The sequence below is a fragment of the Cellulomonas sp. McL0617 genome, from assembly GCF_049994875.1.
Taxonomy (GTDB): domain Bacteria; phylum Actinomycetota; class Actinomycetes; order Actinomycetales; family Cellulomonadaceae; genus Cellulomonas.
In genome coordinates, this window is the sequence record NZ_CP188256.1 from 1,510,093 (window position 1) to 1,530,939 (window position 20,847).

The window sequence follows — 20,847 nt, forward strand, 5'->3', positions numbered from 1 at the left end:
CTGAAACCGGCGCGGCCGGTCGTCGGGAGCCGACGATCGCCGCACCGCCATCGCACTCAAAGGAGAGTCAGATGAAGGCACGCACAGCCACCCTCGGCGCGCTCGCCGGCATCGCGGTCAGCCTCGCCCTCGCCGGTTGCTCGGGGTCGGACTCGCCCGCGTCGACGCCGGGCGGGGTCGCGTCGACCGCCGCCACGATCGACGGCACGGGCAAGACGCTGCACGTGATGATCGCCGCGAACGGCCTGTACCCCGACCAGCAGAAGGCCTGGTTCGGCCAGGTGTCGGACCAGTTCAAGGCCGAGACGGGCGCCACGGTCGAGTTCGAGACCTTCGCCACCGCGAACGACGAGCTCACCAAGATCCAGACGTCCGTGCTCTCGGGTCAGGGGCCGGACATCTACAGCCTCGGCACGACGTTCACGCCGACGGCGTACTCCACCGGTGCCTTCGTGAAGCTGACCGACAAGGAGTGGGGCGAGGTCGGCGGCCGCGACAAGTTCGTCAAGGGCACGCTCGGCATCTCCGGCCCGGACGCCGACAACGAGATCGCCGTCCCGTTCACCAGCCGGCCGTTCGTGATGGCCTACAACAAGGACCTGCTGAGCGCCGCGGGCATCACGGAGCCGCCGACCACGTGGGACGACCTCGCGGCCGACGCCACGAAGGTCACGGCGGGCGACGTGCACGGCCTCGCCATCGCGTACGCCGACAACTTCGACCCGTGGAAGTTCATCTGGGGCATGTCGATCCAGGCGGGCAACCCGATCCTCGACCTGAGCACGACGAAGGCCAAGCTGGACGACCCCACGGCCAAGAAGGCCTACGAGACGTACTTCAGCTGGTACACGGACGGGCTCGTCGACCCGGCCTCGATCGGCTGGAAGAACGCCCAGGCCATCGCCGCGTTCGCGGACGGCAAGGCTGCCTTCGTGCCGATGGTCTCCGCCACGTCGCACGTGACGCTCGACCAGTCGGCCGTCGCAGGCAGGTACGCGTACGCGCTGATGCCGACGATCCCGCCGGGTCAGACGAAGACGCCCTCGGGTGGCAAGCCCGCGTCCAGCATCATCTCGGGCGACAACATCGTCGTGGCGAACTACTCGAAGAACCAGGACCTCGCGTTCGCGTTCGTCAACATGATCACGAGCAAGGACAACCAGGTCTCGTACAACAAGACCTTCGGTGACCTGCCGACGAACAAGGACGCAGCCTCGGTCGTGCAGGACGGCAACGCCCTGCTGGCGCCGATCCTCGACTCCTCGGCCAAGGCGGTCGGCACCCCCTTCACGGGCGCCTGGGGCGACACCCAGCTCGCTCTCACGAACGTGGTCGTCCAGGCGCTCCCGGCCCTGCAGGGCGGCGGCGTCTCCGACGGTGACCTGACGGCGGCGCTCGGCACCGCGCAGAGCACCGCCCAGGCGGCGCTCGACAAGGCCGGCGCGTCGAAGTAGTGGTGGTCATGTCAACCCCGACGAAGTCGTCGGTCCCGGACGCGCCGCCCGCGGGGGAGATCCCCGCGGGCGGGCGCCCGGCCCGGCGCCGGCAGCCCAGCGAGCGTGACCGTCCTCTGTGGATGATGACGCCCGGCGGTCTGCTGATGGTGCTCGTGATCGTCGTGCCGCTGCTGCTGGCGGTGTGGATCTCCCTGACCGACCTGGACCAGTACACGATCCGGCACTGGGCCCAGGCGCCGTTCATCGGCGTTGCGAACTACGTCGAGGCGGTGACCGCGACGGCCCTGCCGCACGCCGTGCTCCTGAGCGTCGGGCAGGCCGTGATCGTCTCGCTGGTCACCCTGCCCATCGGCGTCGTCGCCGCCCTCGCCACGCAGAACTGGTTCCGCGGGCGTGGCCTGGTCCGCTCGCTGTTCCTGGTGCCCTACGTGCTGCCGGCGTTCGTCGTCGCGACGGTCTGGCGCACGATGATGCAGCCGGGTGGCGTGATGGACCACGCCGCGGGGCTGGTCGGCTGGGACCCGGGACTATGGCTCAACGGACCGACGAGCTTCTGGTCGCTGGTGCTCGTGCAGTCGTGGAGCTCGTGGCCGTTCGCGTACCTGCTGGTCCTGGCCGGGCTGCAGTCGGTCGACTACGAGGTGCACGAGGCGGCCGCCCTCGACGGCGCGCTGTGGTGGACCAAGCTGCGCTACGTCGTCTTTCCCTACCTGCGTGGCTCGGTCACCCTGGCGCTGGTCATCTCGTTCCTGCACAACCTCAACGCGTTCACGCTCCCGTTCGTGATGTTCGGCGTGCCCGCACCGCACGACGTGGAGGTGCTTCCCGTGCTGACGTACGTGACCAGCTTCCAGAGCTTCCGGTTCGGGCTCTCGGCCGCGATGGCGGTGGTGGCGCTGGCGCTCGTCGCCATCCCGTTGTTCGTCTACCTCAAGGCCGTCCGGCTCGACACCGGCGCCGACGCGCGCCGTCGCCCCACCCCGGACGGAGGCGCACGATGAGCGCGGTCGTCGGGACGCAGGCACGTCGCGGCCGGGCGGAGGAGGTGCGGCGGCTGCTCCCGCAGCCGCTGCTGGTGGCCGTGATCGTCGTGCTCCTGGTCGTCGTGCTCGCCCCGGTCGTGTACATGGTGCTGGCGTCGGTGAACTCCGACCTCGGCGTCGCCTCCGGGGAGATCTGGCCGCGCGAGCTGAACCTCGACAACTACCTCAAGGTGTGGTCGACGGTCGAGCTCGGGCGGGGGCTGGCGAACAGTGTCATCATCTGCGGCGCCGTCGCCGTGGTCTGCTCGTTCGTCTCCGTCTCGATGGCCTACGTGCTGGTCAGGTTCGCGTTCCGCGGGCGGGTGACCATCCTGCGCGGCCTGCTGGGGCTGCAGTCGATCCCCGGCACGCTCATGCTGCTCCCGGTGTTCGTCCTGTTCGCGAGCGCCTCGACCCTGCTGGGCATCCCCACCATCGGGACGCGCTGGGCCGTGTTCGTGACCTACCTGACGTTCGCGCTCCCGTTCTCGACCTGGGTCATGGTGACCTACGTGCGCGGGCTGCCGCGTGAGCTCGAGGAGGCCGCACGGATCGACGGTGCGTCGTCGTGGCGGGTGCTGACCCGGATCATCGTGCCGCTGTCCTGGCCCGGCATCGTCGTCTCGGCCATCTTCGCGTTCCTGCTCGGGTGGAACGACGTGCTGTTCGCGTCCGTCATGACCAACCAGGACACCAGGACGGCGGCGGTCGCCCTGCAGGTCTTCGGGGCCACGCAGGAGACCGGAGCGCTGCCGCTCTACGGTCAGATGATGGCTGCGTCTCTGATCTGCGCGGTCCCGGTCGTCGTCCTGTACCTCGTGTTCCAGCGCTACCTCGTGGGTGGCCTGACCGCCGGAGGAGTGAAGTAGATGGTCGAGTGGAAGCTGTCGGGGTTCGGGGACGAGATCGACGCGGACCCCGTGGTGCAGCTCAGCGTCCTGCAGGCGCTCGGTGCCGCGCACATCGAGGTGCGCAGCGCCTGGGGGACCAATGTGGTGGACCTGTCGGCGCAGGAGCTCGCGCGGCTCGCGCGCCACGTGCGCGAGCGGGGGATGGCGGTGTCCGCGATCGCTTCGCCGATCGGCAAGGTGGACGTCACGCTGCCGGTCGAGCACGAGGTGGAGCGGCTCGGTCGCGCACTTCACGCGGCGCACGTGCTCGAGGCGCCGTACGTGCGCATCTTCTCGTTCTACCGGTCGGCGGACCGGACACAGGACGACATCCGCGACGAGGTGCTCGTGCGGATGGCCGCGCTCGCGGCGCTCGCCGAGGACCAGGACGTCACCCTGGTGCACGAGAACGAGAAGGACATCTACGGCGACGTCCCCGACCGCGTCCTCGACATCGTCGAGTCGGTCGGGTCGGACCGGTTGCGGGTGGCCTGGGACAACGCGAACTACGTCCAGGTCGGCGTGCGGCCCTACACCGACGGCTACGCCCTGCTGCGCCCCTACCTCGACTACCTGCAGGTCAAGGACGCGCGGGCCGCGGACGGCACCGTCGTACCCGCGGGCGAAGGGGACGGCGAGCTGCTCGAGACCCTCACCGCCCTGCGCGACGACGGGTACACCGGCTTCGCCTCGCTCGAACCGCACCTCACGGACGTGCACGCCCTCGGCGGCTTCTCCGGCCCCCGGGAGTTCGGCCGCGCCGCCCGCGCCTTCTCGGCGCTCACCGCACAGATCGGAGCAGGACTCGTATGACCAACTCTGGCAACACAAGCCGCCTGAACGTCGCGCTCGTCGGCTGCGGGGTGATCGCACGCAACCACGCGCGCGCCATCGACCGCACCGAGGGGCTGCTCCTGACCGCCCTCGTCGACCCCGTCCCGTCGAAGGCCGCCGCGCTGGCGGACCTGGTGGTCGACGAGCTGGGCGGACCGCGGCCGGCGCAGTTCGGCTCGCTCGCCGACGCGCTCGCGGCCGGGTCGGTCGGCCTGGTGGTCATCTGCACCCCGAGCGGGACGCACGTCGAGCTGGCCCTCGAGGCCGTCGCGGCGGGCGTGCACGTGGTCGTCGAGAAGCCGGTCGACGTCACGATGGCCCGCGGCCGGGCGCTCGCTGCCGCGGTCCGCCCCGGCCAGGTGGTGTCGGTGATCTGCCAGCACCGGTTCGACCCCGCCTCGGTGGCGGTGGCACGCGCGGCGCACGGCGGGGGCCTCGGGCGGGTGACCAGCGCGGTCGCGTCCGTGGCCTGGTGGCGCAGCCAGGAGTACTACGACTCCGGGGAGTGGCGCGGCACGTGGGCGCTCGACGGCGGCGGCGCGCTGATGAACCAGGGCGTGCACACCGTCGACCTGCTCGTCTGGTTCCTCGGCGAGCCGGTCGAGGTGTTCGCCCACACGGGCGGGCTGGCTCACGATCGCGTCGAGGTGGAGGACGTGGCCGTCGCGACCATCCGGTTCGCCTCCGGTGCGCTCGCGGTCCTGCACGCCACGACGGCGGCCTACCCGGGGCTGAGCGTGCGGATCCAGGTGATGGGCTCCGCCGGCTCGGCCACCATCGACGACGACCAGCTCGAGCTCCTGTCGTCGGACGGCAGGCCGGAGAACCGCGCCGCCGACCTGGTCCCGCCTGACGAGCTGCGCGGAGCGCCGAAGGCCGACGACTCCTGGGTGGTCGGTCACGCCCGCCAGTTCGAGGACGTCGTCGACGCCATCCGCACGGGCCGGGATCCGGGCGTGCGCGTCGTCGACGCCCTGCTCGACCTCGCCGTGGTCCGCGCCGTGTACCTCTCGTCCAGCCTGGGCCGGCCGGTCCTGGTCGCGGACGTGCTCGCCGGTCTTCTCGACGACGAGCCCGTGGCGACCGGGGGAGTGCTGGCATGAGGTACTCGGTGTTCACGGCCTCCACGCCGCAGTGGGAGCCGGCCGAGGCCGCGCGCGTGCTCGCGGCCCAGGGATGGGACGGCGTCGAGTGGCGGATCACGGACCAGGAGCCCGCCGACCCGCCCGGGTTCTGGGCCGGCAACCGCGCCACCTGGCCGCTCACCGGTCTGGAGGACCTCCTGCCGGAGATCGCGCGGGTCACGCGGGAGGCCGGGCTCGAGCTCTCGGGCCTCGGTGGCTATGCACGGTGCGACGACCATGCGAATGTCGAGCGCATGCTCTCGGCCACGGCGGTGCTGGGCGCCGGGCAGGTGCGGGTCACCATGCCGGCGCTCGGCACCGGTGACTATCGCGCCCTGTTCGCGGTCGCCCGCCGTGACCTCGAGTGGGTCGCGGAGCGCGCCGCCGCGCACGGCGTGAAGGCCCTCGTCGAGCTGCACCACCGCACGATCACGGCGTCGGCGTCGGCCGCGATCCGGCTGGTCGACGGGCTCGACCCGGACCACGTCGGCGTCATCCACGACCTGGGCAACCTGGTGATCGAGGGCCAGGAGGACGCGCTCGCCGCCTTCCAGATGCTCGGTCCCTACCTGGCGCACGTGCACGTCAAGAACGTCGCGTGGGAGGCCACCGGGACCGACGGGTTCGACGGCGCGACCACGTGGGCCGAGCGCTGGGCACCGCTGCGCAGCGGGCAGGCCGACGTCGAGGCGTACCTGGACGCGCTCGCGGAGCACGGCTACGACGGGTGGGTCACGCTCGAGGACTTCTCGACGGAGCTGCCGCTCGAGGAGCGCACCCGGGACAACCTGGCGTACCTGCGCGCGGTCCACGCGCGTGTCGCGGAGCGTCGTGCCTGACCGCACCCGACGACCGCCGGTCCGCGTGGTGCACCTCGGGCTCGGCGCGTTCCACCGTGCGCACCAGGCCTGGTACACCGACCGCGCCGACGACGGCTGGGGGATCGCCGCGTTCACCGGTCGCTCGCCGGCGGCGGCGACCGCGCTCGCCGCGCAGGACTGCGTGTACGTCCTGGTCGAGCGCTCGGCGCAGGGCGACACCGCCTCCGTGGTGCAGAGCATCGTGTCGGCGCACGACGGCGCCGACGCGCCGGCGTGGCGGGCCGCGGTGGCCGACCCGGTGGTCGCCGTGCTGACGCTCACGGTCACCGAGGCGGGGTACCACGCGACAGCCTCCGGCGAGCTCGACGCCGCCCTGCTCGACGACGTCGCGGCGCTGCGTTCGGACGGGAGCGCGCGGACCGCGCCCGGGCGTGTGGTCGACGGGCTGCGGGCACGCCGCGCGGCCGGCGTCGGCCCCGTCGCCGTGGTGAGCTGCGACAACCTGCCCGCCAACGGTTCCCTGACAGAACGGGTCGTGCGGGGCGTGGCCGGGGCGGTCGATCCGGACCTCGACGCCTGGATCGCGCGCAACGTCTCGTTCGTCTCGACGATGGTGGACCGGATCACCCCGGCCACCACGGACGACGACCGCGCGGTCGCCCGAGAGCTCACCGGGTTCGCCGATGCCGTACCGGTGGTCACCGAACCGTTCAGCGAGTGGGTGCTCAGCGGCGAGTTCCCGGCGGGACGACCGCCGTGGGAGCGGGTGGGCGCGCGGTTCGTCGACGACATCGAGCCGTACGAGCGCCGCAAGCTCTGGCTCCTCAACGCCGGGCACTCCCTGCTGGCCTATCGCGGTCGGCTGCTGGGCCACGAGACCGTGGCGCAGGCGGCCGGGCCGCTCGCCGACGAGCTCGAGCTGCTCTGGCAGGAGGCCCGTCCGCTCCTGACCCTGGCGTCCGAAGAGATCGACGAGGCCCTGGCAGCCCTGCGGGAGCGGTTCGCCAACCCGCGGATCCGCCACTCGCTGGCGCAGATCGCAACCGACGGGTCGTTCAAGCTGCCCGTGCGCATCGTCGACCCCCTGCGCCGCCGCGTGGCGGCGGGCCTTCCGGCGGGGCAGGCGCAGCTCGGGGTGCTGGCCGACTGGGCCGAGTACCTCGTCCGCTTCGGCCCCACGGACGACGCCTCCGGCGGGCTCGCCGACGCGATACGGGGGATGCTCGACCCGAGGGCGAGGGCCGGGGCCGTCCTGGCAGCGATCGACGGCCCCGACATCCTGATCGACCCGCTCGCGACCCGACTCGAAAGGCTCTGACCGTGCTCATCACGTCCGCCGAGGTGCTCGTCTCGAGCCCCGGCCGCAACTTCGTCACCCTGCGCCTGACCACCGACGACGGCGTCGTCGGGCTCGGCGACGCCACGCTCAACGGTCGCGAGCTCGCCGTCGTCGCGTACCTGGCCGAGCACGTGGTGCCGCTGCTCATCGGCAAGGACGCGCACCGCATCGAGGACATGTGGCAGTTCCTGTACCGGGGTGCGTACTGGCGGCGGGGACCGGTGACCATGGCGTCGATCGCGGCCGTCGACACGGCGCTGTGGGACATCAAGGCACGCGCCGCCGGCATGCCGCTGTACCAGCTGCTCGGCGGCCGCAGCCGGACCGGGGCGCTCGCCTACGGGCACGCGAGCGGCGCCGACCTGCCGGAGCTGTTCGACTCGGTGCGCGACCACCTGGAGCAGGGATTCCGCGCCATCCGGATCCAGTCGGGCATCCCGGGGCTCGGCACGGTCTACGGGGTGGCGTCCAGCGCGGCGGACGGTGCCGGCCGCTACGACCACGAGCCCGCCCGCCGGTCCGCGGCGCCCGTCGAGGAGGTCTGGGACACCCGCGCGTACCTGCGCCACGTCCCCGGCGTGTTCGAGGCCGTCCGGGGTGAGTTCGGTGCCGAGCTGCCCCTCCTGCACGACGCGCACCACCGGCTCACGCCCATCCAGGCCGCCAAGCTGGGCAAGTCGCTCGAACCCTTCGACCTGTTCTGGCTGGAGGACGTGACCCCGGCGGAGAACACGGCCGCGCTGCGCCGGGTCCGCGAGCACACGACGACCCCGCTGGCCATCGGCGAGGTGTTCAACACCATCTGGGACTACCGCGAGCTGTTCGAGGAGCAGCTGATCGACTACGTCCGCTCGCCCGTCACGCACGCCGGCGGCATCACGGCCCTGCGGCGGATCCTGGACTACGCCGGCGTCTACCAGATCAAGTCCGGCGTGCACGGCCCCACGGACATCTCCCCGGTCGGCCTGGCCGCCTCCTTGCACCTGGGCGTCGCCATCCCGAACTTCGGCATCCAGGAGTACATGACCCACAGCGCCGCGACGGACGAGGTCTTCCGCTCGCAGGTGCGGTTCGAGGGCGGGCTGCTCGTCCCGGGCGAGGGTCCGGGGCTGGGCGTGGTGTACGACGACGACGTGGCGGCCGGGCACCCGTACACGGCGGCCTACCTGCCCATCAACCGGCTGTCCGACGGGTCGATGCACGACTGGTGATCACGCCCGGCTCCGGCCCCCGGAGCGAGCCCGCTGGGGCGATGATGGAGCATGCCCATCGCCCAGGCGCGCTACCAGCGGTTCGAGACGCACTCCGCCCGTGACCTCGTGGAGCACGCGTGGGTGGTGCGCGACGAGATCGCGGGCCGAGAGGTGCTGCTCCCGGACGGTCGAGGGCTGCTGCAGATCGTGCTGGGCGGACCGTGCGTGCGCGCCGATCCGCTGGGCGGCACGCGTGAGCCCGACGTCTCCGGGGTCCGCGGCCTGACCACCCGTGCGGTCGTCCGGCAGAGCGCGGCCGGCGCCGTCCGGCTCGGCCTCCAGCTGCATCCGCTGGCGGGCGCCCGGCTCGGCACGCTTCTCACAGACGACTGGCTCGGGGTCGACGCGATCCTCGGCTCGGGCATGCAGGCCGCCACCGAGAGGCTGCTGGCCGACGGGTCGGACGCGGCCGCCGTCGGACTCGTCACGGAGACGGTCGGCGCCCTCGCGCGGCAGGGGTCCGACGAGCTCGACCGGTTCGCCGGCGTGGTGCAGGCGATCGACGACGCCGGCGGGCTGGTCCGGTCCTCGGACCTGGCCCGCGGTGCCGGCTGCACGGTCACGGAGCTGTACCGGTGGTCGATCGCGCACCTGGGCGTCCCGCCGATGGAGTACCTCGCCGCCGTGCGGTTCTCGTCGTTCGTGCGCGAGGCCGTCGGACCCGGCGTCGTGGGACCCGACGCGGTCGTCGCGGCCCTGCAGTGGTACGTGCGCGCCGGGTACCCACCCCGCGAGGTCGAACGGTTCACCGGGTTCGAGCCCGAGGAGCTGCGGCGGCTCGCGGAGGGCGTCGAGGCGCTCCTCGCCGGATAGGGTTCCACCCCGTGAGCGAACGCATCAAGGTCGCCGTGCTGGGTGCGGCGGGCCGCATGGGACAGACGGTCGTCCGGGCCGTCGAGGGAGCCGCCGACCTCGAGCTCGTCGCCGCGCTCGACGTCGGAGACGACCTGGCGGGCGCCGCCGACGCCGATGTGGCGGTCGACTTCACCGTCCCCGCCGTGACCGAGGGCAACGTGCACGCGCTCGTCGACGCGGGCGTGCACGTCGTCGTCGGCACCACGGGCTGGACCGACGCGTCGCTGGCCCGCGTGCGCGACCACCTGGCCGACCGGCCCGGCGTCGGCGTCCTGGTCGCACCGAACTTCGCGCTGGGTGCGGTCCTGGCCATGGCGTTCGCGGCCAAGGCCGCCCCGTGGTTCGAGTCCGTCGAGATCATCGAGCTGCACCACCCGGACAAGATCGACGCCCCGTCGGGCACCGCCCGGCACACGGCAGCCGCGGTCGCCGCGGCTCGCGCCGCGGCCGGTCTGGGCCCGGTCCCCGACGCGACGAGCGAGGCCCTCGACGGTGCCCGTGGGGCCTCCGTCGACGGCATCCCGGTGCACTCCGTGCGGCTGCGTGGGCTGGTGGCGCACGAGGAGATCCTGCTGGGCAACGCGGGTGAACAGCTGACGATCCGTACGGACTCGTTCGACCGGGTGAGCTTCATGCCTGGTGTGCTGCTGGGCGTTCGGCAGGTGGGTGGCCGCCCCGGGCTGACCGTCGGCCTCGAGCACCTGCTCGACCTGGCCTGAGCCGTGAGCTCGCGAGCCCGCGCGGTCGCCGGCGCCGTCCTCCTGACCGCCCTGCTCGGCCTGTACGTGTGGCTCGTCGCCGCCCGCGCCACGGCCCTGATCCGGACCGGCGAGCCAGTCGGGATCGTGCTCGGCATCGCGTTCTGGGTGCTGCCCGTCGTCGTCGTCTGGCTGGTGTTCCGCGAGTGGTCGCTCGCCGTCGACGTGCAGCGGATGGCCGACGAGCTCGCCGCCGCCGACGAGCTGCCGGTCGACGACCTGCCGCGCTCGCCGGGGGGCCGGATCGACCGAGCGGCCGCGCGGGAGGCGTTCGGTCCGGCGCGCGAGCTGGCGGAGGCCGAGCCCGACGACTGGCGCTCCTGGTACCACCTGGCGTTCGCCTACGACGCGGCGGGGGACCGGCGCCGTGCGCGGGAGTCTCTGCGCACGGCCAGCCGGCTCCACAAGGGTCCAGCACAACCGACCTGAGTCCCGCTCGGAGACGGTCGGAAAAGGCATCGGCCGTTCCGCGACGTGCCTGATAGCTTCGCGTTGCCCGTGACGTCGCAGCAGGAGGTGGGACCCATGACCGCCGTACCCCCGTGGGTGCTCCCCCTGCCCGCCATGACGGGACGATCGACATAGAGGTCGCCGGGAGCGCCGAGACGCCAGGCCCTCTCGAAAGGCATGACCCATGTGCTCCATGCTCCATCTCACGGCCGCGTCGACGACGAACGGCGTGGTGCAGCGCTCGTTCACGGTGAACGACGTTCCCGGCGTGCTCTGGTCGCCGGAGGCCGACGTCCGCGCCCCGCTGGTCCTCATGGGACATGGCGGCGGCAACCACAAGCTGCACCCGGCGATGGTCGGCCGTGCCCGCCTCCTGGTGACCGGCTGCGGCTTTCACGTCGCCGTCCTCGACGCCCCCGGTCACGGCGAGAGGCCGCCCTCGGCGCACGACGAGGCGGAGATCGCCGATCTGTTCCGGGCGCGGGCGGCCGGCGAGCCGGAAGGCCCGATCGTCGTCCGGTACAACACCTACCTGGCGGAGCTCGCTGTGCCCGAGTATCGCGCGGCCCTGGACGAGCTCCAGCAGCTGGCGGAGATCGGGACCGGCGGTCCGGTCGGCTACTGGGGCATCAACATGGGAACGGCGATCGGCGTCCCCCTGGTGGCCGCCGAACCTCGGATCACTGCCGCCGTCTTCGGCCAGCACTGGCCCGACGAGCTCGTCGAGCACGCGAAGAAGATCACCATCCCGATCGAGTTCGACCTGCAGTGGGACGACGAGCACATCTCGCGCCAGGACGGTCTTGCGCTGTTCGATGCCTTCGCCTCGAGCGAGAAGTCGTTGCACGTGAACTCGGGACGGCACAAGGATCTGCCGCGGTTCGAGGCCGAAAGCGCGGTCCGGTTCTTCGCCCGGCACCTCTGACCGCTCAGATCGAGGCCGACCACCGGTGTTCGGCGACCACGCGCGGCGTGCCGTCGGGCAGCGCGCCCGAGGCCAGCTCGCGGGCGACGTCGTCGGGACCCAGGCCCGAGGACGCGAGGAACTGGGCACGGGCGCTGTCGCCGTCCAGGACCCAGGTGTGCACCTGGTCCGCGCCGTCCTGCCGCAGCGTGTCGACGGCGGCCGCCAGCAGCCGGGACCCGTGGCCGCTGCGCTGCTGCGAGGGCTCGACCTCGAGCGTGAGGATCGCGCCGCCCGGCGCGTCGAAGGGCCTGCCCTCCGGGGCGGGAACGGGGGCCAACGACACCACGCCGACCACCGTCGGACCGTCGCACGCGACCAGCACCCGGAAGCCGGCGCCCGGGGGAGTCGCCACGGCAGAGGCCCACTGCGCCTCGATCGCGGCCTCGTCGAGCAGGTCGAGCGCTCCTGCCAGGACGTCCGCGTGCGACACCCGCCAGGCGTCCAGCTGGATGCGGGCGATCGCGTGCTCGTCGCCGCGGACCGCCGGCCGGACCGACACGTCGGCGTTCTCGGTGAACAGCGGCATCGCGCTTGCCTTCTCCTCGGGTGGTGGGCCCGGTCACCCTAACCGGCTCAGGGCATCCCGAGCGCGCGCAGGCCGGCTGCGGTCAGTGCGGCCAGCAGCACCACGACGATGAACGGGGCGCGCAGGGCCAGCGCGATCGCGGCGACGAGCACCGCCGGCAGCCGGGCGTCGATCACGATGCTGCGGCCGGTGGTGAACGCCTGGACGGCGACCAGTGCGGACAGCAGCGCGACGGTGACCAGCGCCGCGGTCCGGGCGACGCGCGGCTGGGCGAGCCAGTGCTCGGGCACGAGGTGGCCGGCCAGCTTCAGGCCGAAGCACACGGCGCTGGCGACGACGAGCGCGACCCACGTGACGGCGGGGCTCATGCAGCCGCCTCCTGCGTCTTGACGGGCGTCGGCGGCGACGTGAGCAGACCGGCCAGGATGGCGACGATCGCGGCGAGCAGCACCGGGATCCCCGCGGGCACGAACGGGGTGACCGCGAGCGCGACGAGCACGGAACCCGCCGCGACCAGCTGCGCGTGGCGGGCGTTCGGCCCGGTGACGCGCGGCCAGACCAGGCCGAGGAACGCGGCGGCCGCGGCGGCGTCCAGACCGTACTTCCGCGGATCGCCCAGGGCGTCGCCGACGAGGGCGCCGGCCAGCGTGAACGCGTTCCACAGGACGAAGACGCCGACGCCGGTCCACCAGAAGCCGATGCGGGCGGCCCGTCGCTCTCGTTGAGCCGTCGCCACCGCGGTCGACTCGTCGATGGTCAGCTGCGCTGCGAGCGGCCGACGCCAGCCGCGCACCCCGAGCAGCGGCGACACCTGCGGTCCGTACAGCCCGTTGCGGACGCCGAGGAGCCCGGCAGTCGCGATCGCGGCCCCGGCCAGGCCGCCCGCACCGACAACGCCGATGAACGCGAACTGGGAGCCGCCCGAGAACATCAGCAGGCTGAGCGCCATGGCCTGCGGCACGGACAGGCCCGCCGCGACCGCGAGCGCGCCGAACGAGACGCCGTACAGGCCCGTGGCCAGCGAGACGGAGACGGCCTGCCGGATCGCCGCGCGCGCAGGGACGTCGCGCTCGTCGGGCGCCTCAGATCGCGACATACACGCTGTCGAGGTACTCCTCGATGCCCGCCTCGCCGCCCTCGCGGCCCAGCCCGGACGACTTCACGCCGCCGAAGGGTGCGCTCGCGTCGGAGACCAGGCCTCGGTTCACGCCGAGCATCCCGGTGTCGACGGACTCCGCCAGCCGCATGACGCGGGCGATGTCGCGCGTGTAGGCGTAGGCCACCAGCCCGAACGGCGTGGAGTTCGCCAGGGCGACGCCCTCCTCCTCGGAGCCGAACGTCACCACGGGAGCGACCGGACCGAACGTCTCCTCGGTGATCACCCGAAGATCGGCAGACACGCGGTCCAGGACGGTCGGAGCGTAGAAGTAGCCGGGGCGGTTCGGCCGGTCGGCGCCGATCCGCACGCGCGCGCCGCCGCCGACCGCCTCGGCGACGACCTCCTCGACCCGGTCGACCGCCGCTTCGTCGATGAGGGGTCCGACGGTGACGCCTTCGTCGGCGCCGTGCCCGACGACGAGCTTGTCGAACGCGGCGGTCAGCCCGGCGGTGAACTCCTCCGCCACGGACGCGTGCACGAGGAACCGGTTGGCGGCGACGCAGGTCTGGCCGGCGTTGCGCATCTTGGCCTGCACGGCGCCGGTGACGGCGGCGTCGATGTCGGCGTCCTCGAAGACGAGGAACGGCGCGTTGCCCCCGAGCTCCATGGACGTGCGCAGGACGGTGTCCGCCGACGCCTTCAGGAGCGCGGAGCCCACCTCGGTGGACCCGGTGAACGACAGCTTGCGCAGGCGCGGGTCGGACAGCAGGGGCCCGGAGATGCTGCGCGCGGACGCCGAGGGCACCACGTTGATCACGCCGGTGGGCAGGCCACGGGCTTCCAGCTCCTCGCGGACGATCTCCGCGACGTAGGCGGTGGTCAGCGGGGTCAGCTGAGCGGGCTTGATGACGACCGTGCACCCCGCGGCCAGCGCGGGGGCCACCTTGCGCGCGATCATCGCGATCGGGAAGTTCCACGGCGTGATCAGCAGGGCCGGCCCGACCGCGCGCCGCAGGACCAGCTGGTGGTTCGCCCCGGACGGGGCGCGCCGGGCGAGACCTTCGAACCGGACGGCCTGCTCGGCGTACCACCGGATGTAGTCGGCGCCGTAGGCCACCTCGGCGCGGGACTCGGCCAACGGCTTGCCGCCCTCGGCCGTGACCAGGGCGGCGATGTCCTCGGTCCGCGCGGTGATCGTCTCGAAGACCGCGCGCAGCAGCTCGGACCGCACCCGCGGCGCGGTCGCACGCCAGGCCGGGAAGGCGTTCGACGCGGCCGTCAGTGCGTCGAGCGCGTCGTCCGAACCCGCGTCGGCGACGTCGAACAGGTCCTCCGTGGTCCCCGGGTCGAAGACGGTGAACGTCTTCCCGCTCGCCGCCGGGCGCCAGGCCCCGTCAATGAGTATCCCGGTGGGGACGTGCGCGGCGACGGTGGGCGGTAGTGAGGGCGTCATGTCCGCAGTCTCGCGCCCCGGGCGGCGTCGCACCACCTCTCTTCTCGTACGTGGGACGGATCCACGACCTACCATGGCCCCCATGATCGAGACGCCGTACGAGGACCTTCTCCGACTCGTCCTGGAGACGGGCACCCCGAAGGCGGACCGGACGGGGACGGGCACCCGGAGCGTGTTCGGTCACCAGATGCGGTTCGACCTCTCGCAGGGGTTCCCGCTGGTCACGACGAAGCGCGTGCACCTGCGTTCGATCGCCTACGAGCTGCTCTGGTTCCTGCGCGGCGAGTCCAACATCGCCTGGCTGCACGAGAACAAGGTCACCATCTGGGACGAGTGGGCCGCCCCGGACGGCGAGCTCGGCCCGGTCTACGGGGTGCAGTGGCGCAGCTGGCCGACGCCGGACGGCGGGCACATCGACCAGATCACGCAGCTCATGGAGAACCTGCGCCGCGACCCCGACTCGCGGCGGCACATCGTCTCGGCCTGGAACGTCGCGGACATCCCCTCGATGGCCCTGGCGCCCTGCCACGCTTTCTTCCAGTTCTACGTCGCCGACGGCCGGCTCTCCTGCCAGCTGTACCAGCGGTCGGCGGACCTGTTCCTCGGCGTCCCGTTCAACATCGCCTCCTACGCCCTGCTCACGCACATGGTCGCCCAGCAGGCCGACCTCGAGGTGGGCGACTTCGTGTGGACGGGCGGCGACTGCCACATCTACGACAACCACGTCGACCAGGTGCGCGAGCAGCTCAGCAGGGACCCCTTCCCGGCGCCGCGGCTGAACCTGCGCAAGGCGGCGTCGATCTTCGACTACTCCTTCGAGGACATCGAGGTGGTCGACTACCAGCACCATCCCGCCATCAAGGCCCCGGTGGCCGTGTGACGATCACCCTGATCTGGGCCCAGACGCCCACGGGGATCATCGGCCGCGACGGCACGCTGCCGTGGCACGTGCCCGAGGACATGGCCCACTTCCGGGACCTGACCCGCGGTCACCCGGTCATCATGGGCCGCGGCACGTGGGACTCACTGCCGCCGCGGTTCCGTCCGCTGCCCGACCGGGACAACATCGTGCTCACCCGCGACCCGTTGTTCGAGGCCGCGGGCGCGCTCGTCGCGCACGATCTCGAGGAGGCCCTGCGGCTCGTCGAGAACCGGGACGCGTGGGTCGTGGGGGGCGGCGAGATCTACGCGCTCTTCCTTCCGCTGGCCCACCGCGTGGAACGCACCCTGGTCTCCCTCGACGTCGGCGGCGACACGCGCGCGCCGACGCTCGACCGGCTCGACTGGAAGCGCACCGAGCCGGACGACACCTGGCTCACCTCGACCGCCGGCGGCACGCGGTACCGGTTCGAGTCCTACGTGCGTCGCTGAGTTCTGCCGCGCCTCTGGCGTATCTGAGGGCATCGCGGGAGGCTCATGTGAGCAGGGACCTCGTCGGACGGGACGCGGCCACGATGCAGGGAGACACGACGATGTTCACCCACGATCAGCTGCACCAGACCTGCGCGGTCCCGCCGAGCCCCCAGCTTCGCGCCCAGTGGGCCAGGGCGCTCGAGGGCGCGAACGAGGCGGCCGCGCTCACCGACGGCGCAGCGCCGTTCCTGCGCATCGAGCGGGACCCGCGACCGGTCGGCTTCAACGACGGCGTCATCGTGCCGCCGGAGGACTTCCCGGTGGGCACGCCGCTCATGGCGATCCGCAGCGCCGCCGGTGACCGTGCCCCGCTGCGCGGCACGGTGCGCGTGGCCGTGGTCCTGGTCGACTTCTCCGACAAGCACCTGACGACGACGAAGGCGCAGATGGAGAGGCTGTTCTTCTCCTCCGGCGCCATGCCGCACGGGAGTGTCAAGGAGTACTACACCGAGGTGACGAACGGCCTGATCCAGCTGGACGGCGTGGTCGTCGGCCCCTACCGGATGCCCCACACGCTCGCCTGGTACGCCGCGAACGGCTCCGGCGTCGGCAAGAACGGCACGCCGTTCCGCACGCCCACCCTGGCGCACGACGCGGCCGTTGCCGCGAACAAGGACGTCGACTTCACGCCGTACGACAACGACCACAACGGGTTCGTCGACGCGTTCATCGTCGTCCACGCCGGCCAGGGCGCCGAGGAGACGGGTGCGCTCGGGGACATCTGGTCGCACAAGTCGACGCTGGCGACCGCCTACAAGGCCGACTCGAGCAAGATCTACGGCTACCTGACCATCCCCGAGGACGCCAAGATCGGCGTCAGCGCGCACGAGCTGGGACACCTGCTGTACGGCTTCCCCGACCTGTACGACACGGACTACTCCTCCGGCGGCATCGGCGACTGGTGCCTGATGTCCGGCGGCTCTTGGAACGGCGCCGTGCCGGGCGAGCAGCCGGCTCACCCGAGCGCGTGGTGCAAGTCGAACCAGGGTTGGGTCACGACGACGAACGTCACCGCCGACGGGCCGGTGACCGTGCCCGCGGTCGAGACCTCGCACACGGTCTTCCGGCTGTGGAAGGACGGGGCAGGCGGGTCGGAGTACTTCCTGCTCGAGAACCGGCAGGCTGACGGCTACGACGCCGCGCTGCCCGGGTTCGGGCTCCTGCTCTGGCACATCGACGACTCGATGCCGGGCAACACCGACGAGAACCACTACAAGGTCGGGCTGGTGCAGGCCGACGGCAAGCGGGACATCGAGCTCAACCACAACGGCGGTGACACGGGCGACCCGTTCCCGGGTTCGGCCGGTGTCGTGAAGGTCGACGGGTCGACGACGCCGAGCACCAAGTCGTTCGCCAACGCCGACACCGGCGTGGCCCTGTCAGCGATCTCTGCGTCCGGCGCCTCGATGACCGTCTCGGTGCGGGTCAGCTCCGCGACGCCGCCGACCGGCGGCACGGCCGCGATCCAGGCCCTGATCGACGGCCTGATCACCGACGGGAACCAGCTGGTCCAGCAGGCGCAGAGCCTGAAGGACCTCTACGCGAGCACGACGGGTTGAGCGTGGTCGCTGCCCGGAAGAACCGCACCGCGGTCGTCGGCGTCATCCAGGCCGTCCGCGACCAGGGGCCGGACCTCGTCGAGCTGGACGTGGCGGTGCAGAGCACGGCGCCGGTCGAGGGGCAGCCCGACCTGCTCACCGCGCACCAGCCGGCCGACCGACCGTGGACCGTCCGCGCCCGCCGGTCCGAGCTGCCCCCCGGGGACCTCGTCGGCTGGCGGGTCACGGGGGAGGCGACGCTCGCGGGTCCGGACGTCGTGCGGCTCGTCACCACCGAGCCGGCGCCGCTGCTCTCGCCGCCGGAGTCCTGACGCGTCCCTGACCGGCAACGACGACGGCTCACCGGGAGCGGTACCGTGGCCCCATGCCGCGTCCCGCCACGCCCGCCCGCCCGTTCGGGTCCGTGCTCACCGCGATGGTCACCCCCTTCACGGCGGACGGCGAGGTCGACCTCGACACCGCCGTGCAGCTCGCGCGCCACCTCGTCGCGGCAGGGCACGACGGCCTGGTGCTCAACGGCACCACCGGCGAGGCGTCGACCACGCACGCGCCCGAGAAGGCCGAGCTGGTGGCCGCCGTCGTCGCGGCCGTCGGCGACGACGCCTGGATCGTCGCGGGCGCCGGCTCGAACGACACCGCGCACGCGGTCCGGATGGCCGAGCAGGCCGCCGATGCCGGTGCGCACGGCCTGCTCGTCGTCAGCCCGTACTACTCGCGGCCGTCCCAGGAGGGCGTGCGCAGGCACGTCGAGGCGGTCGCCGACGCCACCGACCTGCCGGTCATGCTCTACGACGTGCCCGGTCGCACCGGCGTCCGGTTCGCGGCGTCAACCATCGACGCGCTCGCGCAGCACGACCGGATCGTCGCGATGAAGGACGCATCGGGCGACATCTTCGCTGCGGCGAAGGCCATCGAGCGCACCGGGCTGGCCTGGTACTCGGGCGACGACAGCGCCCTGCTCACCCTGCTGGCGCACGGCGCCGTGGGCATCGTCAGCGTCACCGGGCACGTAGCCGGTCGTCAGCTCGCGGACACCGTCCGCGCGTTCGACGCCGGCGACCACGCCCAGGCGCTCCGGATCTTCCGATCGATCATTCCCGCGATCGACGCACTCAACGGTGCCGGCTTCCAGGCCGTCGCCGCGAAGGCCGCGCTCCAGGTGCTGGGCCTCGTGCCCGAGCGCACGGTGCGCCTCCCGCTCGTCCCCGCGTCCGACGACGAGCTCGCGCAGATCCGTGACGGCCTCCGTGCCGCCGGGCTGCTCGACGTCGCGGTGCACTGATCCCACCAGGAGACACATGAGTCACCCGCACCCCGAGCTCACCATGCCGCCGGCTCTGCCCAGCGGCGCCCTGCGCGTCGTCGCGTTGGGAGGGCTCGGTGAGGTCGGCCGCAACATGGCCGTCCTCGAGTACGCCGGCCGGCTGCTCGTCATCGACTGCGGCGTCCTGTTCCCCGAGGACCACCAGCCCGGCGTCGACCTGATCCTGCCCGACTTCGAGTACATCAAGGACCGTCTCGACGACATCGAGGCGATCGTCCTGACGCACGGTCACGAGGACCACATCGGTGCCGTCCCGTACCTGCTGCGCCTGCGCCGCGACATCCCGCTGGTCGGCTCCCGCCTGACGCTCGCGTTCATCGAGGCCAAGCTCAAGGAGCACCGCATCCAGCCGGTCACCCGCGTGGTGGCCGAGGGCGACACCTCGACGTTCGGGTCCTTCGAGTGCGAGTTCATCGCCGTGAACCACTCGATCCCCGATGCGCTCGCGGTGGCGGTGACCACCGGTGCCGGCACCGTGCTGCACACCGGCGACTTCAAGATGGACCAGCTGCCGATGGACGGCCGGATCACCGACCTGCGCGCGTTCGCCCGCCTGGGCGAGAAGGGCGTCGACCTGTTCATGGTCGACTCCACCAACGCCGAGGTGCCCGGTTTCGTCTCGCCCGAGCGCGGGATCGGGCCGGTCCTGGACCAGGTGTTCGCCGACTCCACCAAGCGGATCATCGTCGCGTCGTTCGCCTCGCACGTGCACCGCGTCCAGCAGGTCCTCGACGCCGCCTACACGCACAACCGTCGGGTCGCGCTGGTCGGCCGCTCGATGGTGCGCAACATGGGGATCGCCGCCGACCTGGGCTACCTCAACGTGCCCGACGGCGTCCTCATCGACCTCAAGCAGGTCGACCAGCTGCGCGACGACGAGATCGTGCTCATGTGCACCGGCTCGCAGGGTGAGCCGATGGCTGCCCTGTCGCGGATCGCGAACAACGACCACAAGGTGTCCGTCGGACCCGGCGACACCGTCATCATGGCGTCGTCGCTGATCCCCGGGAACGAGAACGCCGTCTTCCGCGTGATCAACGGCCTGACCCGGCTCGGCGCCCGGGTCGTGCACTCGGGCAACGCCAAGGTGCACGTCTCCGGGCACGCCAGCGCCGGCGAGCTCCTGTACTGCTACAACATCCTCAAGCCGCGCAACGTCATGCCCGTGCACGGCGAGATCCGGCACCTCGTGGCCAACGCCGCGCTGGCGGTGCAGACCGGTGTCCCCGCGGACCGGGTGGTGCTCGCCGAGGACGGCATCGTGGTCGACCTGTTCAACGGCCGGGCGAGCATCGTCGGCGCCGTGCCGTGCGGTTACGTCTACGTCGACGGGTCGAGCGTCGGCGAGATCACGGAGGTCGAGCTGAAGGACCGCCGGATCCTGGGCGACGAGGGCTTCATCTCGATCTTCGCCGTGGTCAGCTCCGCCGACGGCAAGGTGCTGGCCGGCCCGCAGATCCACGCCCGCGGGTTCGCGGAGCAGGATGCGGTGTTCGACGACATCCTTCCCGAGCTCACGGCGGCCCTCGAGGAGGCGGCGCGCAACGGCAACTCCGACGCCCACTCCCTGCAGCAGATCATGCGACGCGTGGTCGGCCGCTGGGTGTCCAACCGGCTGCGCCGCCGCCCGATGATCATCCCGGTGGTCGTCGAGGCCTGAGGCGCTCGTGACCGAACGGCTCCGACCCGCGGGTCGGAGCCGT

Annotated in this window: 22 protein-coding genes; 18 read left to right on the top strand and 4 right to left on the bottom strand. The window is 72.2% G+C overall.

Translation table 11 applies throughout. The features are described from left to right. Positions 1-71: 71 nt before the first annotated feature. From ACPPVS_RS06845 to ACPPVS_RS06900, 12 genes are all read left to right on the top strand, one after another. Complete coding sequence (locus ACPPVS_RS06845) at positions 72-1,454, top strand: ABC transporter substrate-binding protein (RefSeq protein WP_426595276.1); 1,383 nt, start codon at positions 72-74, stop codon at positions 1,452-1,454. Positions 1,455-1,462: 8 nt separating this feature from the next. Continuing rightward, on the top strand, positions 1,463-2,458 hold the full coding sequence (locus tag ACPPVS_RS06850; protein WP_426595277.1) for a carbohydrate ABC transporter permease: 996 nt from the start codon (positions 1,463-1,465) through the stop codon (positions 2,456-2,458). Next, positions 2,455-3,348, top strand: a complete 894-nt coding sequence (locus ACPPVS_RS06855; protein ID WP_426595278.1) for a carbohydrate ABC transporter permease — start codon at positions 2,455-2,457, stop codon at positions 3,346-3,348. Before ACPPVS_RS06850 ends, ACPPVS_RS06855 begins: the two co-directional genes overlap by 4 nt. Further along, positions 3,349-4,182 carry a sugar phosphate isomerase/epimerase family protein gene (locus ACPPVS_RS06860; protein WP_426595279.1) on the top strand — a complete coding sequence of 278 codons (834 nt, stop codon included), beginning with the start codon at positions 3,349-3,351 and terminating at the stop codon, positions 4,180-4,182. Next, the gene (locus ACPPVS_RS06865; protein WP_426595280.1) at positions 4,179-5,306 is read left to right on the top strand and encodes a Gfo/Idh/MocA family protein; all 1,128 of its coding nucleotides are present in this window, start codon (positions 4,179-4,181) and stop codon (positions 5,304-5,306) included. Before ACPPVS_RS06860 ends, ACPPVS_RS06865 begins: the two co-directional genes overlap by 4 nt. Further along, complete coding sequence (locus tag ACPPVS_RS06870; protein ID WP_426595281.1) at positions 5,303-6,166, top strand: sugar phosphate isomerase/epimerase family protein; 864 nt, start codon at positions 5,303-5,305, stop codon at positions 6,164-6,166. The genes ACPPVS_RS06865 and ACPPVS_RS06870 overlap by 4 nt, the downstream gene beginning before the upstream one ends. Then, entirely contained in the window at positions 6,159-7,466 is a 1,308-nt protein-coding gene (locus tag ACPPVS_RS06875) for a mannitol dehydrogenase family protein (protein WP_426595282.1), read from the top strand. Before ACPPVS_RS06870 ends, ACPPVS_RS06875 begins: the two co-directional genes overlap by 8 nt. Before the next feature lie 2 nt (positions 7,467-7,468). Then, positions 7,469-8,698, top strand: a complete 1,230-nt coding sequence (gene manD / locus ACPPVS_RS06880) for a D-mannonate dehydratase ManD (RefSeq protein WP_426595283.1) — start codon at positions 7,469-7,471, stop codon at positions 8,696-8,698. Between the two features lie 51 nt (positions 8,699-8,749). After that, the gene (locus ACPPVS_RS06885; protein WP_426595284.1) at positions 8,750-9,553 is read left to right on the top strand and encodes a hypothetical protein; all 804 of its coding nucleotides are present in this window, start codon (positions 8,750-8,752) and stop codon (positions 9,551-9,553) included. Positions 9,554-9,564: 11 nt separating this feature from the next. Beyond that, positions 9,565-10,314 carry a 4-hydroxy-tetrahydrodipicolinate reductase gene (dapB, locus tag ACPPVS_RS06890; RefSeq protein ID WP_426595285.1) on the top strand — a complete coding sequence of 250 codons (750 nt, stop codon included), beginning with the start codon at positions 9,565-9,567 and terminating at the stop codon, positions 10,312-10,314. A 3-nt stretch (positions 10,315-10,317) separates the two neighbouring features. Next, complete coding sequence (locus tag ACPPVS_RS06895; RefSeq protein WP_426595286.1) at positions 10,318-10,782, top strand: hypothetical protein; 465 nt, start codon at positions 10,318-10,320, stop codon at positions 10,780-10,782. Positions 10,783-10,996: 214 nt separating this feature from the next. Beyond that, positions 10,997-11,728, top strand: a complete 732-nt coding sequence (locus ACPPVS_RS06900; RefSeq protein ID WP_426595287.1) for an alpha/beta hydrolase — start codon at positions 10,997-10,999, stop codon at positions 11,726-11,728. A 4-nt stretch (positions 11,729-11,732) separates the two neighbouring features. Here ACPPVS_RS06900 and ACPPVS_RS06905 read toward each other — a convergent pair whose 3' ends face one another. Genes ACPPVS_RS06905 through ACPPVS_RS06920 form a run of 4 tightly spaced genes read right to left on the bottom strand, consistent with a single transcriptional unit; the run spans position 11,733 to position 14,848 of the window. Beyond that, positions 11,733-12,296 carry an N-acetyltransferase family protein gene (locus ACPPVS_RS06905; protein ID WP_426595288.1) on the bottom strand — a complete coding sequence of 188 codons (564 nt, stop codon included), beginning with the start codon at positions 12,294-12,296 and terminating at the stop codon, positions 11,733-11,735. A 47-nt stretch (positions 12,297-12,343) separates the two neighbouring features. After that, entirely contained in the window at positions 12,344-12,664 is a 321-nt protein-coding gene (locus ACPPVS_RS06910; RefSeq protein WP_426595289.1) for an AzlD domain-containing protein, read from the bottom strand. Further along, entirely contained in the window at positions 12,661-13,392 is a 732-nt protein-coding gene (locus ACPPVS_RS06915; RefSeq protein WP_426595290.1) for an AzlC family ABC transporter permease, read from the bottom strand. Before ACPPVS_RS06915 ends, ACPPVS_RS06910 begins: the two co-directional genes overlap by 4 nt. Continuing rightward, complete coding sequence (locus ACPPVS_RS06920) at positions 13,379-14,848, bottom strand: NAD-dependent succinate-semialdehyde dehydrogenase (protein WP_426595291.1); 1,470 nt, start codon at positions 14,846-14,848, stop codon at positions 13,379-13,381. Before ACPPVS_RS06920 ends, ACPPVS_RS06915 begins: the two co-directional genes overlap by 14 nt. A gap of 73 nt (positions 14,849-14,921) precedes the next feature. Here ACPPVS_RS06920 and ACPPVS_RS06925 point away from each other — a divergent pair, with 73 nt between their 5' ends. The 6 genes from ACPPVS_RS06925 to ACPPVS_RS06950 all read left to right on the top strand — a co-directional run bounded on the left by ACPPVS_RS06925 (position 14,922) and on the right by ACPPVS_RS06950 (position 20,804). Further along, positions 14,922-15,728, top strand: a complete 807-nt coding sequence (locus tag ACPPVS_RS06925; RefSeq protein WP_426595292.1) for a thymidylate synthase — start codon at positions 14,922-14,924, stop codon at positions 15,726-15,728. Continuing rightward, positions 15,725-16,219: a dihydrofolate reductase gene (locus ACPPVS_RS06930; protein ID WP_426595293.1), complete on the top strand. Its 495-nt coding sequence runs from the start codon at positions 15,725-15,727 to the stop codon at positions 16,217-16,219. Before ACPPVS_RS06925 ends, ACPPVS_RS06930 begins: the two co-directional genes overlap by 4 nt. A gap of 101 nt (positions 16,220-16,320) precedes the next feature. After that, positions 16,321-17,820 carry a M6 family metalloprotease domain-containing protein gene (locus ACPPVS_RS06935; protein WP_426595294.1) on the top strand — a complete coding sequence of 500 codons (1,500 nt, stop codon included), beginning with the start codon at positions 16,321-16,323 and terminating at the stop codon, positions 17,818-17,820. 2 nt (positions 17,821-17,822) lie between these two features. Then, positions 17,823-18,131, top strand: a complete 309-nt coding sequence (locus tag ACPPVS_RS06940; RefSeq protein WP_426595295.1) for a hypothetical protein — start codon at positions 17,823-17,825, stop codon at positions 18,129-18,131. 53 nt (positions 18,132-18,184) lie between these two features. Next, positions 18,185-19,102, top strand: a complete 918-nt coding sequence (gene dapA, locus ACPPVS_RS06945; RefSeq protein WP_426595296.1) for a 4-hydroxy-tetrahydrodipicolinate synthase — start codon at positions 18,185-18,187, stop codon at positions 19,100-19,102. A 16-nt stretch (positions 19,103-19,118) separates the two neighbouring features. Then, positions 19,119-20,804: a ribonuclease J gene (locus ACPPVS_RS06950; RefSeq protein WP_426595297.1), complete on the top strand. Its 1,686-nt coding sequence runs from the start codon at positions 19,119-19,121 to the stop codon at positions 20,802-20,804. Positions 20,805-20,847 lie beyond the last annotated feature (43 nt).